At 71.4% G+C, this 12,710-nt stretch carries 11 protein-coding genes; 3 read left to right on the top strand and 8 right to left on the bottom strand.

Annotation, left to right across the window (positions count from 1 at the left end; translation table 11 throughout):
- The first annotated feature begins 167 nt into the window (after window positions 1-167).
- A complete protein-coding gene (locus ACFQ53_RS06720) occupies window positions 168-707 on the top strand; it encodes a type 1 glutamine amidotransferase domain-containing protein (protein WP_377857153.1) in 540 nt (179 codons plus the stop codon).
- Between the two features lie 463 nt (window positions 708-1,170).
- Here the strand turns inward: ACFQ53_RS06720 and ACFQ53_RS06715 are convergent, their stop codons facing one another.
- From ACFQ53_RS06715 to ACFQ53_RS06700, 4 genes are all read right to left on the bottom strand, one after another.
- Entirely contained in the window at window positions 1,171-2,094 is a 924-nt protein-coding gene (locus tag ACFQ53_RS06715) for a hypothetical protein (protein ID WP_377857150.1), read from the bottom strand.
- Between the two features lie 92 nt (window positions 2,095-2,186).
- The gene (locus ACFQ53_RS06710; RefSeq protein WP_377857147.1) at window positions 2,187-3,113 is read right to left on the bottom strand and encodes a carbohydrate ABC transporter permease; all 927 of its coding nucleotides are present in this window, start codon (window positions 3,111-3,113) and stop codon (window positions 2,187-2,189) included.
- A complete protein-coding gene (locus ACFQ53_RS06705; protein ID WP_377857144.1) occupies window positions 3,110-4,075 on the bottom strand; it encodes a carbohydrate ABC transporter permease in 966 nt (321 codons plus the stop codon). Before ACFQ53_RS06705 ends, ACFQ53_RS06710 begins: the two co-directional genes overlap by 4 nt.
- A gap of 3 nt (window positions 4,076-4,078) precedes the next feature.
- A complete protein-coding gene (locus tag ACFQ53_RS06700; protein WP_377857141.1) occupies window positions 4,079-5,509 on the bottom strand; it encodes an ABC transporter substrate-binding protein in 1,431 nt (476 codons plus the stop codon).
- 320 nt (window positions 5,510-5,829) lie between these two features.
- Between ACFQ53_RS06700 and ACFQ53_RS06695 the strand changes: the two genes are divergently transcribed.
- Together ACFQ53_RS06695 and ACFQ53_RS06690 are read left to right on the top strand one after the other, a co-directional pair.
- The gene (locus ACFQ53_RS06695; RefSeq protein WP_377857138.1) at window positions 5,830-6,759 is read left to right on the top strand and encodes a sugar-binding transcriptional regulator; all 930 of its coding nucleotides are present in this window, start codon (window positions 5,830-5,832) and stop codon (window positions 6,757-6,759) included.
- 77 nt (window positions 6,760-6,836) lie between these two features.
- A complete protein-coding gene (locus tag ACFQ53_RS06690; protein ID WP_377857135.1) occupies window positions 6,837-8,378 on the top strand; it encodes a mannitol dehydrogenase family protein in 1,542 nt (513 codons plus the stop codon).
- A gap of 72 nt (window positions 8,379-8,450) precedes the next feature.
- Here the strand turns inward: ACFQ53_RS06690 and ACFQ53_RS06685 are convergent, their stop codons facing one another.
- The 4 genes from ACFQ53_RS06685 to ACFQ53_RS06670 form a co-directional block, all read right to left on the bottom strand.
- Window positions 8,451-9,626 carry a low temperature requirement protein A gene (locus ACFQ53_RS06685; RefSeq protein WP_377857132.1) on the bottom strand — a complete coding sequence of 392 codons (1,176 nt, stop codon included), beginning with the start codon at window positions 9,624-9,626 and terminating at the stop codon, window positions 8,451-8,453.
- 183 nt (window positions 9,627-9,809) lie between these two features.
- Entirely contained in the window at window positions 9,810-10,472 is a 663-nt protein-coding gene (locus ACFQ53_RS06680; protein ID WP_377857129.1) for a response regulator, read from the bottom strand.
- A complete protein-coding gene (locus ACFQ53_RS06675; RefSeq protein WP_377857126.1) occupies window positions 10,469-11,755 on the bottom strand; it encodes a sensor histidine kinase in 1,287 nt (428 codons plus the stop codon). Before ACFQ53_RS06675 ends, ACFQ53_RS06680 begins: the two co-directional genes overlap by 4 nt.
- Complete coding sequence (locus ACFQ53_RS06670) at window positions 11,752-12,663, bottom strand: CPBP family intramembrane glutamic endopeptidase (RefSeq protein ID WP_377857123.1); 912 nt, start codon at window positions 12,661-12,663, stop codon at window positions 11,752-11,754. Before ACFQ53_RS06670 ends, ACFQ53_RS06675 begins: the two co-directional genes overlap by 4 nt.
- Window positions 12,664-12,710 lie beyond the last annotated feature (47 nt).

The following is a 12,710-nucleotide window of genomic DNA, read 5'->3' as shown; positions in this document are numbered from 1 at the left end:
GCGCGGCGCAGGTGCCACGCGCGCGGCACCGGCGCCACGCGCGCGGCGCAGGCGCCACGCGCGGCACCTTGTTCGCTCCTGGCGCGACCACTTCACGACCGCACCCGCCGGGCATAGCGTGGGCACCGAATCCCGCCTCGCGGGAACCCCGAGCGAAGGGAAGCATCATGACCGACCTGACAGGACGCACCGTCGCACTCATCGCGAACCGCGGCGTCGAGGAGCCCGAGCTCGCCCAGCCACTCGCCGCCCTCCAGGAGGCCGGCGCGAAGACCGTGCTGCTCTCCGCCGAGGACGGCGCCGTCGTCGCCCTGAACGGCGACTGGGACCGAGGGAAGGAGTTCCCCGTCGACGGGCCCATCAAGGGCGCGAGCGCCGACGACTACGACGCCCTGGTCCTGCCCGGCGGCACCCTGAACGCCGATTCCCTGCGGATCGACGAGGACGCCGTGGGCCTCGTGAAGGCCTTCGCCTCCGCGGGCAAGCCCATCGCCGCCATCTGCCACGCCCCCTGGATCCTCATCGAGGCGGGACTCGTCGACGGGCTCCGGATGACCAGCTTCACCTCGGTCGCCACCGACCTGCGCAACGCGGGGGCCGACTGGGTCGACGAGCAGGTCGTCACCGACCGCGGCATCACCACGAGCCGCAACCCCGGCGACCTCGACGCCTTCAACGCCGAGGTCATCGCGCGCCTCGCGGGCTGACGCGGGCGCGCCCTGGGCGCGGGGCGCGGGGCGAGGGCGCCTCGTTCCCGCGGGCGCGGGTGCACCGTTCCCACGGGGGGCGGTTGCGCCGTGCTCACGAGGGCGGTGCACCGTGCCTCCCGCTGCGTGTTGTGTTTGAGTGCTGCGTAATGGTCGTTCTGGAGGCTCATAACGACTGTTGCGCAGCACTGTTCGTGTGTCGCCCGCCTTCTGGCGCGGTGCCCGTTCCTTGAGTGCTGCGCAGTGGTCGTTTAGGACGCTCAAAACGACCGTTGCGCAGCACTGTTCGTGCGCGGCCCCTGCTTTGGGGTGCCCTGGAGTGGAGCTCGGATCTTGAGTGCTGCGTAGTGGTCGTTTAGGAGGCTCATAACGACCGTTGCGCAGCACTGTTCGCGTCGCGCCAGGCGCCAGGCGCCAGGAGCCAGGAGCCAGAGCCCAGGCGTCCGCTCCCACACTTGCCAGCTCAGCCCTCCCACCCGCGCGAGCGGAGGGCGCCCCGCACCTCATGCGCCGCGAGCCGTCCTCCGGCGCGGAGGTGCTCGGCGACGGTGCGGATCTCGAGCCACCCGTGGGCCGCGCGCCTTTTGCCGCGACGGATGTCCTTCGCCAGCTGCTCGGGGGTGAGGTGGCTGGGCCCTTCGTGCTCGACGCACACCTTCCACTCCGGCCAGCTCAGGTCCGGTTCCCCCAGGTCGACGTCGCCCTCCCAGACCCTGACGTTGAGCTGGGGATCGGGGATGCCGGCGCCCACGAGCGCCAGCCTCAGCGAGGTCTCGGCCGGGGAGTCGCTGCCGACCCGTGCCCGCGCGAGCGCGGCGCGCAGGTGCCCGCGTCCGGTTCGTCGGGAGGAGTCGATCGCGAGGCGCAGACCCTCGGGGGTCGCGTACGGAGCCGAGCGGCCCTCGAAGCGGGGGCGCGGGTGGCGGATCAGGTGGTCGAGGACGGAGACGAGGTCGTCGGGCGTCAGATGCTCGACGAGGTCCAACGCTGTGCGGATCCGACCGGTGAGGCGGCATCCCCGGGCGTCGACGACGTCGTCACGGTCGATCGTGAGGCGGTGCCAGATCAGCATCCTCGAGCCGCGCCGCGCATGGGCGCTGGTGAGGTGGATCTGTTGGGTGTTCGCCACATCGAGGGTTGAGGGGAGCGGCATGCCGAGAACCTGCGCGGCGGAGGGGCCGCACAGCATTACGCTCGCGTCCGACCAGCGCAGTGCCCGCGCGAGGTCCTCGGGAGTGAACCGGGGACCCCGCCGGTAGAGGCCGCGCTGCACCCGTCCCAGGTCTGGCGCCCGCAGCCGGCGAGCGCTGACGCCGGCCGCGAACGCCTCGGCAGCGGTGAACACGGGCCCGAGAGTGCTCGGCAGCGGTTCCGGGGTCAGTGTCATCGCCCCAGGGTGCACGGAGCAGTGCGGCCCGTCGGCCACTCATCCACATTCCCCTGGTCAGTCGCGGTCGCGCCTCTGGTCAGTCGCGCCCCCTACTTCACCGCGCCCATCGAGAGCCCGCGCACCAGCTGCTTCTGGGCGATCCAGCCGGCGAGGACCACGGGCAGGGAGGCGATGACCGAGGCCGCGGAGAGCCGCGCGAGGAACAGACCCTCGGAGGTCATCGTGCTCATGAGGTAGATCGGCACCGTGGCGGCGTTGGCGGCGGTGAGGTTCAGGGCGAAGAAGAACTCGTTCCACGCGAAGATCACGCAGATCAGCGCGGTCGCCGCGACACCGGGGGCCACCATCGGCAGCAGCACCGTGCGCATCGTGCGCATGAGCGAGGCGCCGTCGATCGACGCCGCCTCGAGCACCTCTCCGGGCACCTCGAGGAAGAACGAGCGCATCATCCACACCGCGATCGGCAGGTTCATCGCCGTGTAGAGCACGATGAGCGTGAGCAGGTTGTCGAGCATGCGCAGCTGTCCGGCGATCACGTAGATCGGCATGATCACCGCGACCACCGGCAGCATCTTCGTGGAGATGAAGAAGAACAGCACGTCCTGGGTCTTCTTCACCGGCCGGATGCTGAGTGCGTAGGCGGCGGGGATGGCGAGCACGAGCACCAGCAGCGTCGAGCAGGCCGTCGCGATCACCGAGTTCAGCAGGTAGCTGCCCGCGCCCGAGGCGAGCACCGCCTTGTACTGGTCGAGCGTCGGGGTGAACAGGAAGGTGGGCGGGTTCGACGCGGCCTGCGACTCCTGCTTGAAGCTCGTGAGCACCATCCACGCGACCGGCGCGAAGAAGATCAGCCCGACGATCCAGGCGAGGATGCCCAGCAGGCGTCCGGTCGTGGTGCCGCGGGCGCGCTTGGGGCGGATCGCGGGGGCGCCGGGGGCCGACGCGCGGGAAGCTGTCGAACCCGCGGACGAGCGCCGCGGCGAAGGGGCGGGGGAAGCGTCGGCGACGGTGCTCATGACTGCTCCTTGGCGTTGATGCTGCGGAAGATCAGGCGCAGCGCGAGCGTCGAGATGATGATGGTGGCGACCACGGTGACCACGCCCATCGCGGCGGACTGGCCGATGTCGAAGCCGAGGAACGCGCGCTGGTAGATGTAGAACGGCAGGTTCGCGCTCGCCGTGCCCGGTCCGCCCGCGGTCATCAGGTAGATCTGATCGAAGGTGTTGACCACGTAGATCGCGCCCAGCAGCACCGACAGCTCGATGTAGAAGCGCAGGTGGGGGAGCGTGATGTGGCGGAAGGTCTGCCACGGGGAGGCTCCGTCCATCGACGCGGCCTCGAGCACGTCGCCGGTCTGCGACTGCAGGCCCGCGAGCAGCAGGAGCATCATGAACGGCGTCCACTGCCACACCAGCGCCACCACGATCGAGAACACCGGCAGCTGGCTGGTCCAGTCCACGGGGCCGACGCCCACGAGGGAGATCAGCCAGTTCACGAGCCCGTACGTGGGGTCGAACATCGAGATCGACCAGAGCATCGCGCCGGCGACCGGCATGATGAGGAACGGCGTGATGAGCAGGGTGCGCACGATCCCGCGGCCCAGGAACTTGCGGTCCAGCAGCAACGCCAGCCCGAGCCCCAGCAGCAGGGCGACCGCCACGCACGCGAGCGTGATGAGGATCGAGTTCAGCGCGGCACCGCGGAACGTGGAGTCGCGGAAGATGTCGAGGAAGTTCTGCAGGCCCACGAACTCCTCGCCCTCGGGGCGCAGCAGGTTGCGCGAGCGCAGCGAGTACCAGATGGTCAGCAGGAACGGGATCTGCGTGCAGATCACCACGAACACGAAGGCGGGCAGGAGCGGCAGGCGCCGACTCCATCCGTCGGCCCGGGACTGCGCGGTGCCGCGCGGCGGCGCGGTGCGACGGGGCTGCGAGCTCCCGCGGGACTGCGGGGACCCGGCGGCGGCGGTGGTCGTCATCGCTCAGCCCTCCCATCCGTAGGTGCGGGCGACGGACGCGGCGAAGGTCTGCGCCTGGGAGAGGGCGTCCTCGACGCTCTGCCCGCCGGCGATCGCCGCGGAGAGCTGCTGGCCCACCCGGGTGCCCAGGTCCTGGAACTCGGGGATGCCGACGAACTGCAGTCCGGGGTAGGGGACCTCCTGGGTCATGGCCTTCTCCTGCGTCGCGTTGTCCATCGAGTCGAGGGTGGGGGTCGCGTAGTGGGCGGCGAGCTTCTTGTACTCGGGGATCTCGTACGTCGAGCTGCGGGACCCCGGCGGCAGCGCCTCCCAGCCCACCTCCTTCCCGACCAGCTGGAAGTAGTCGGGGTGGGTCATCCAGGCGATGAAGTCCCAGGCGGCCTGCTTCTTCGTGGAGGTCTCGGGGATCGCGAGCGCCCACGAGTAGAGCCAGCCGGTGGACTCGGTCTCGACCGTCGGCCCGAGCGTGTAGTCGGTCTTGCCGACGACGGTCGAGGAGTCCGGGTTCTCGATCCCGGAGACCATCGAGGAGGCGTCGAACCACATGGCCGCGTTGCCCTGGGAGAACTGGGTGAGGCACTCGCCGAAGCCGGAGGTCGCCGCGCCCGGCTGGCCCCAGGTGCGCACGGTGTCGACGTAGGTGGCGACGGCCTCGCGGACCTCCTCGGAGTCCAGTCGCGGCGCCCAGTCCATGTCGAACCAGCAGCCGCCGAAGGTGTTGATGGCCGTGTTGATGGGCGCGAGGTTCTCGCCCCAGCCGGCGAGGCCGCGCAGGGCGATGCCGGACATGCCGTTCTCGGGGTCGTGCAGGGTCTTCGCGAAGGAGCGGATGTCGTCCCAGCTGGGGTGGCCGGGCATGGTCAGCCCGGCCTCGTCGAAGAGGTCCTTGCGGTAGACGAGGAACGCGCTCTCGCCGTAGAACGGCACCGAGTGCATGGACTTCTCGTAGGTCAGGGCCTCTCGGATCGTGGGGATGAAGTCCTCGGGCTCGTAGCCGTCGGTCTTGTCGATGTACGGCTGCAGGTCGGTCAGCCAGCCGTTCTTCGCCCACAGCGGGGTCTCGTAGTTGGAGATCATCACGACGTCGAACTCGCCGCCGCCCGAGGCGACCGACGCCGTGATCTTCGCGCGGGCCTCGTTCTCCGGGAGGGACACGAAGCGCACGTCCACGTCGGGGTGGTCCGCCCGGAAGTGGTCGACGAGCCCGATCGCGTCCTGCATCTGCGGGTTCGAGACGATCGCGACGACGATGGACTGCTTCCCGCCGCTGCTGCCCGAGCCGCATCCGGCCAGACCCAGGGTCGCCGCGCCGGCGCCGAGCGCGCTCGCGCCCAGGACCGTGCGCCGGCTCGGGCGGGAGGCGGGGGTTCGGAGGGCCGACGGGGCCGGTGCGGCCGACGGCGGTGGTGAGGTGCGGGATCGGAGGTGCGGCATGGGCTGTCCCCTCTGGGCGGTGTCGGCGTCGGTGTCGACGGGTCTCGCGCTGGAACGTCGGTCCGGGGCCACGGGCCTACGTCGGAGTCGGACCGCGGGTGGTCGGTGCGGTCGGTGCGGGCCGCTGCACATCTGATAAGCGGCTCCGCTCATCTGATTCGTGAGCGTAGTCATATACGCTTCGCGGAGCAACAGGCGGAACGGAATCGGGACGCGGGTGCGGCGCGCGGCGTCGGCCGGCCTCCCGGGATCCTGCCGCCGCGCTGCAGCCCGACACGGCGCAGCCCTCCACGACCCCACGACCATCCACAGGAGCACCCATGCCCGCGGACGACGGCTCCCTCAAGGCGCACCTGGCGACCGAGTACTACCTCCGGAACCGCTCGAAGGTGGACATCGCCAAGGAGCACGGGCTCTCCCGCTTCCAGGTCGCGCGAATGCTCGAGGAGGCGCGTGCGCAGGGCATCGTGCGGATCCAGATCCACGACCCGGCGGAGTCGGGGCACGATCTCGCGCCGCTCGCCGAGAAGCTCGGCATCTCCCGCGTCGTCGTCGCCTCCCCGCGCGTGGACGAGACCATGCGCGGGGCCCTCGCCCGGCAGGTCGGACGGCTGCTGCCGGACCTCCTGCACGACGGCGGGCGGCTCGGGGTCGCCTGGTCGCGCACGCTCATGCACCTGCCCGACTCGCTCGACGCCCTGCCCAGGGTCGATGTCGTCCAGCTCGTCGGCCCGCTCAGCGCCCCCGGCTACTCGAGCGCGCACTCCTCGGCCCTCATCCACACGCTCGGATCCTTCGCGGGCGGCGCCATCTGGGCGCTGCCCACCCCGCTGATCGTCGACTCACCCGAGGTCGCGGCCTCGCTGCGCGGCATGGACGAGGTGCGCTCCGCTCTCGAGGCGGCCGACGAGATCGACGTCGCGACCGTCTCGATCGGCGCCTGGTGGCCCGGCGCGTCGACCCTGTGGAGCAGGCTGTCCGAGGACGAGCGCGGGCGGGCGCGCGAGGCGGGCGTGGTCGCCGAGTGCGCGGGCGTCCTCGTGGACGCCGAAGGCCGGGTCGCGCGGGCCGGCATCGAGGAGCGCGTGATCGGGGTCGGCGCAGAGCAGCTGAGGCGAGCCCACGTGGTCGCGGTGGCCCCGGCCGTGGGCCACCCCGAGGCCGTGGTCGCGGCCGCCCGTGCGGGACTCGTCGACGACCTCGTGCTCTCCTCCGAGCTCGCGGCCCAGGTCGCCGATCTGCTCGGCTGAGACCAGGGGCTGCTCATCTGATCCGGGCGCTGGTATCGTCGGCCCTGTCTCCATCCGCCGATGACGAAGGATGCGTCATGACCTCCCTGAACGCCGCCGCCCTGCCCGAGATCGCGGCCGCGGGCCGGATCCCGGTCCCTGATGTCCCGCTCGAGGAGAGGTCCGTCGGCATCGTCCACTTCGGCGTCGGCGGCTTCCACCGCGCCCACCAGGCGATGTTCCTGGACCGCCTCATGCGCGCCGGCCGCGACCGCGACTGGGCCCTGTGCGGCGTGGGCCTGCTGCCCGGCGATGCACGCATGCGCGACGCCCTCGCCGCGCAGGACGGTCTGTACACCCTGGTCACGAAGGCGCCCGACGGCACGCAGGACCCGCGGGTGATCGGCTCGATCGCCGAGTACCTCTTCGCGCCCGACGACCCGGAGGCCGTGCTCGCGCGCATGAGCGAGGCGAGCACCCGCATCGTCTCCCTCACGGTCACCGAGGGCGGCTACAACTACAACCCCTCGACCGGCGAGTTCCAGCGCGAGACGCCGGCCGTCGCAGAGGACCTGCGCACCGCCTTCGGCGGCGAGGGGAGCGGGGACGCGCCCGTCGGCCACCCGCAGACGATGTTCGGCTTCGTCGTCGAGGCGCTGCGTCGCCGCCGCGAGGCCGGCACGGCCCCGTTCACGGTGATGTCCTGCGACAACGTGCGCGGTAACGGCGATCTCGCCAAGCGCATGATCCTCGCGTACGCGCAGCTGCGCGACGAGGCCGGTCTGCACGGCGATGCGTCGATGGCCCCGTGGATCGACGAGCACGTCGCCTTCCCCAACTGCATGGTCGACCGGATCACCCCGGTCACCGCCGAGTCCGACATCGAGATGATCTCCCGCGAGTACGACGTCCAGGACGCCTGGCCGGTGGTCAGCGAGGACTTCGTGCAGTGGGTGCTCGAGGACTCCTTCCCGCTGGGCCGCCCGGCCTGGGAGGAGGTGGGGGTGCAGATGGTAGAGGACGTCGAACCCTACGAACTCATGAAGCTGCGCCTGCTGAACTGCTCCCACCAGGCCATCGCCTACTTCGGGCTGCTGCTCGGGCAGACCTTCGCCCATGAGGCCGCGCAGGACGAGGACCTCGCCCCCTTCACCCGCACCCTGTACATGGACCGGGAGGGCACGCCCACGGTCCCCGACGTCCCCGGCATCGACCTCGACGCCTACAAGGACGAGCTGATGGCACGCTTCTCCAATGCGCACGTGCGCGACACCCTCGCCCGCCTCGCCGCCGAGTCCAGCGACCGCATCCCCACCTGGATGGTCCCCGTGATCCAGGAGAACCTCGAGGCCGGGCGCGATGTCAGCGCATGCGCGGCGATCGTCGCCTCCTGGGCCCGCTACGCCGAGGGCACGGGGGAGAACGGCGAGGAGTGGCCCGTCGTCGACCGCCTGCACGATCGCGTCATGGCCGCAGCCGCGAAGCACGACGAGGACCCTCTCGCGTTCCTGCGCGATGCGGAGCTGTTCGGCGACCTCGTCGAGCACGAGGCCTTCACGACCCCGTACCTCCACGCGCTCGAGGTGCTGCGCACCCGCGGCGCCCGGGCCCTCCTCCAGGAGCTGCACGCGCAGGTGTGAGCGCGGTGGGCGCGCAGCGTCGGCCGGGTGAGATCGGGTCAGCTGGGTCGTGGTCGTGGTCGTGGCAGCGGGTCAGCGGGCCGACGTCCGCGGCCTGCGCCAGACCATCACCGCGACGAGCAGCACCATGACGATCGTGGTGAGGGCGATGGGCAGGGGCACCAGCGGATCGATCAGCACCACGAGCACCGCGAGCGCGATCGAGGCGCTCACCACGGCGTCGGCCGAGCGGCGGATCACCACGCACCACATGCCCACCAGGAAGATCGCGATCGGCAGGGAGACCGCGTACGCGGCGGCCGTCGGACCGATCTCCGACTCGCCCATGGCGACATCGACCTCGAGCTCGACGCCCACGGAGAAAGCGCCCGCGGCCGCGAAGATCACGTAGTGGCCGTAGCCGTAGAGCAGGGAGCTGCGCAGCGAGACGATCGCCTCGTGGTGGGGCGGCCAGAAGTAGATCCACCACAGCGCGGCGGTCACGATCAGGCACAGTGCGCCGAGCGGGACCAGGTCCGCGAGCGGGACCTCCGCGTCGCGCGCCTCGATGATCGCGTGGGAGGACGCGAGCAGGCTCTCACCCAGCAGGATCAGGGTGAATCCGCCGTAGCGCTCGGTGATGTGCTCGGGATGCCAGGGGGTACGCCCGCGCTGCTCCGCGATGACGGGAACGCTGATCTCCGCGAGGATCAGGAGGACGACCGCCGGGATCAACAGGCCGTGCGGCAGCAGGAGCACGAGCACCCAGAGCACCTGGACGATCGCGATGCCGACGGCGTAGTGGAGGGCCGCTCGCCGCGCCTCGCCCGTCGAGGACGGCGTCGCCGCCGCCCGCAGCCACTGCACGACCATCGACAGGCGCATGACGACGTACCCGGCGATCATCACGCCGAAGGAGTCGTGCTCGAAGACGGGGCCGATGCCCGCGGCGACCACCATCACGCCGCCCATCTGGGCGATGGTGAGCACCCGGTAGAGCCAGTCGTCGGTGTCGAACGAGGTGGCGAACCAGGTGAAGTTCATCCACGCCCACCAGATCGCGAACAGCGCCATCGCGTAGTGGCCCACGCCGCCGGCCACGTGCGACTCGGCGAGGGCGTGGTGGAGCTGGACGCCCGCGATGCTCACGGCGATCACGAAGACCAGGTCGAAGAACAGCTCGAGCGACGAGCCTGCCCGTCCCTCCTCGTGGGGGTCGCGGGGGCGCATCGGCAGCAGCCGCCAGCGGGAGGCGGTGGTCGTGGTCATGGGCACCTCGGTGGGGATGGGGATGAGGGCGCGTGCCCGCGCCTGTGCACGAGCCTCGAAGAGCGTACGCGGAGCGGCGAACGATCCGCATGCCGCATGCCGCATGCCGCATGCGGGCGCTGTGGGGACGTTGCGTCGGGCCGGACCAGTGCCCATCGATCCGATCCGTGCGCTCGCCATCGCTCACTCCCGCAGATCGACCACGCGGTTCTGATACGCCCACACCACGGCCTGCAGGCGCGAGGCCACGCCGAGCTTCGGCAGCATCCGTGCGAGGTGGGACTTCACGGTCGAGGCCTCGACGTGCAGGTGCGCGGCGATGTCCGCGTTGCTCATGCCCTCCGCGAGCGCACGCAGGATCTCCAGCTCCCGCGGGGTGAGGACGTCCTCGGCGCCGCTGTCCGGGCGCACGACGACCGGCTGCAGGCGTCGCCGCTCGGCGACCTCGCGGAGGATGCGGCGGGTGAGCGACTGGTCGATCGTTCCGCGACCCGCCGCCACCTGCCGCAGAGCGTGCGAAATCAGGTCCGGGTCCGCGTCCTTGAGGAGGAAGCCCGCGACTCCCGCCTCGAGAGCGCCGAAGACGTACTCGTCGAGGTCGAACGTGGTCAGCATGAGCACCTCCACCTCGAGCTCGCGGACCGCCTCGGCGACCTCGATGCCGTTCATCCCGGGCATGCGGACATCGAGGCACGCGACGTCGGGTCGCAGCTCGCGGATGAGCTCGAGCGCCTGGGGGCCGTCCTCCCCGATGCCCACCACCTCCATGTCCGGCTCGGCCTCCAGCAGCGAGGCGAGGCCCTTGCGCACGAGGGCGTGGTCGTCCGCCAGCACCACGCGGATCATGTCGGTTCCTCCCTCTGCTGCGGCTGGTCCGGGACGATGCCGTCACGGGGCAGGTCCAGCGTCACGGACCAGCCTCCTGCGCCGGTGGGGCCGTACTCGAGGCGGGCCCCCACCAGCTCCGCCCGCTCCCGCATGCCGATCAGACCGAACCCTCCGGTGCGGCCGGACTGCGGACCGGGGCGCGCCGGTCGCCCGTTGACCACGACGATCCGCACCCGCTGCGCGGAACGCGCGTCGACGCGCACCTCGCAGCCCGCCGCAGGGGCGTGGACGGCCGCGTTCGCGAGGGACTCCTGGACCATGCGATAGCCCACCAGCTGCGCGAGCGCGCCGACATCGGAGCCGGGGTCCGCACCCTGCGGCTTCACCGTCAGTCCGATCTCCGCCCCGGCGGCGCGCCGCTCGTCCACGAGCTGCGCGAGAGAGGCGAGGGACCGGTCGGCGAGCGGCGCCGCGTGCTCGTCGCGCAGCAGGCCGACGAGGCGCCGCAGGTCGCGCAGCACGGCGGTGCTCTGCATGCGGATGTCACGGGCCGATTCCTTCGCCGCCTCCGGTGCAGGGTCCACCTGGCGCTCGAGTGCGGAGGCCAGCATCGCGATGCCCGACATGTGGTGGGCGGCGATGTCGTGGAGGTCGCGGGCGACGGCGGTACGTTCGGCGGCGATCGCCACGGCGACCTGGGCGTCCTGCTCCCGGCGCAGGGCCGTGAGCTCCCGCTCGTGGGCGGTGCGCGCCTGCCGTCGGCTGACCACGATCAGGGCGAGGAGGAGCGGCACGCCGATGACGATCACCCCCTGCCCGATCCCGGCGAGGAGGGCCTGGATGGTGCCCGCATCTTCCGATCCGAGCGTGTTCACGGTCGTGGCCAGCACGGTGAGCGCGAGCATCGCCCCCGCCACCGGGGCGAGATGCTCGCGGCGGAGCCGCACCCCGGCGACGTAGGCCGCCCACAGCACCGCGACGGTCGTGGTGCCGAAGGCGGTGCCCGGGGCGAGGACGGCGAGCAGCAGCGGGAGCGCGCACACCACCACCGCTGCGAGGCGCGGGAGAGGCCGGAGCAGGACGAGCGCCGCCGCTTGGGCGAGCAGCGTGAGCAGGACCGCCCACCATGCGGCCGAGCCTGCGGGAGGCGCCCCCATCGGCTCGCCCTCAGCCCGTTCGAGCAGCGGGATCGCGAGCAGTGTTCCGGCGGCGATCACGAGGCAGCACAGCGCCGCCACGGCGTCGCTCCTCCGTGGGGCGGGGCCTCGCCATGGCGGCGCTGGGCTCGTGCTCGCCGTCATGAGCTCGACGGTAGCCCCTGGCGGCGGGGGAGGGACGTCGAAGCGGGGAGCGTCGGCTCCGGGGGACGCACGCCGAGGCGTCCTCGCGTGGCGAGGATGATCCCTGCCGCCGCGACGACGGCCGCCACGGCCAGCAGCGGGTACACGTACTGCGCCGCGATCGACGGGAACATGGCCGACCACAGCACGGAGGCGAAGGTGTTCGCGCTGACGTGCATGAGCATCGACAGCGGCAGCGATTCACCGGTCCGGTTGAACACCCAGGACATGACGATGTTGAAGCCGAGGCAGAAGACGGTGAAGGCGAGCAGGCCGGTCACGCTGCGGCCGGGCCCGTCGGCCCAGTCGGTGAGGAACAGCGGGTAGTGCCACACGGCCCACACGGGCCCCAGGATCGCGGCGGACGCGAGCGGGCTGCGCTGGTGCTGGAGGCGGCTGAGGGCGAAGTCCCGCCAGCCGGGCTCCTCCGCGAGGCCGGTGGTCAGCAGCTGCAGCACCAGCATCGGCGCGTACAACGCGAGGAGCGCCAACGGGGGTGCGACGACACTCCCGCCGATGGCGAGAGAGGCCGTGGTGCCGACAGCGGTCAGTCCTGCGGGGACGGCGAGCAGGGCGATCGCGTACCAGCGCCAGTTCGCGCGCCACCGGAACAGGCGCCCTGCCCAGGCGCGCAGGCCGGCGCGGCCGTCCACCACGGCGGTGACGATGAGCGCGGAGCCGATGGGGCCGAGGAACGCACCCGGGATGACGCCGAGCAGCTGCGTGGAGCCGAGCACCAACGGGTAGTCCACGTCGATGATGCCGAGGCCGCTGGTGGAGAGGATGTAGTTGAGCCACCCCAGCCAGCTGAGACCGCAGGCCAGGAGGAAATAGCTGAGGACGGGACGAGAACGGATGAGGTGCACCATGGAGGGCCTCCGGTCGACGAGGGGCGCTGACTCCTCCACGATCCGTG

Origin of the sequence: Brachybacterium sp. NPDC056505 (assembly GCF_042794925.1) — a bacterium.
Lineage (GTDB): Bacteria > Actinomycetota > Actinomycetes > Actinomycetales > Dermabacteraceae > Brachybacterium > Brachybacterium kimchii.
Note: the sequence above shows the minus strand (reverse complement) of the source record. Positions and strands in the feature narration are given on the sequence as shown.

Coding starts and splice junctions, on each gene's coding strand:
- ACFQ53_RS06720 (WP_377857153.1), top strand. CDS start 168: ATGACCGACCTGACAGGACGCACCGTCGCACTCATCGCGAACCGCGGC.
- ACFQ53_RS06715 (WP_377857150.1), bottom strand. CDS start 2,094: ATGACACTGACCCCGGAACCGCTGCCGAGCACTCTCGGGCCCGTGTTC.
- ACFQ53_RS06705 (WP_377857144.1), bottom strand. CDS start 4,075: ATGACGACCACCGCCGCCGCCGGGTCCCCGCAGTCCCGCGGGAGCTCG.
- ACFQ53_RS06670 (WP_377857123.1), bottom strand. CDS start 12,663: ATGGTGCACCTCATCCGTTCTCGTCCCGTCCTCAGCTATTTCCTCCTG.
- ACFQ53_RS06685 (WP_377857132.1), bottom strand. CDS start 9,626: ATGACCACGACCACCGCCTCCCGCTGGCGGCTGCTGCCGATGCGCCCC.
- ACFQ53_RS06710 (WP_377857147.1), bottom strand. CDS start 3,113: ATGAGCACCGTCGCCGACGCTTCCCCCGCCCCTTCGCCGCGGCGCTCG.
- ACFQ53_RS06675 (WP_377857126.1), bottom strand. CDS start 11,755: ATGACGGCGAGCACGAGCCCAGCGCCGCCATGGCGAGGCCCCGCCCCA.
- ACFQ53_RS06690 (WP_377857135.1), top strand. CDS start 6,837: ATGACCTCCCTGAACGCCGCCGCCCTGCCCGAGATCGCGGCCGCGGGC.
- ACFQ53_RS06700 (WP_377857141.1), bottom strand. CDS start 5,509: ATGCCGCACCTCCGATCCCGCACCTCACCACCGCCGTCGGCCGCACCG.
- ACFQ53_RS06680 (WP_377857129.1), bottom strand. CDS start 10,472: ATGATCCGCGTGGTGCTGGCGGACGACCACGCCCTCGTGCGCAAGGGC.
- ACFQ53_RS06695 (WP_377857138.1), top strand. CDS start 5,830: ATGCCCGCGGACGACGGCTCCCTCAAGGCGCACCTGGCGACCGAGTAC.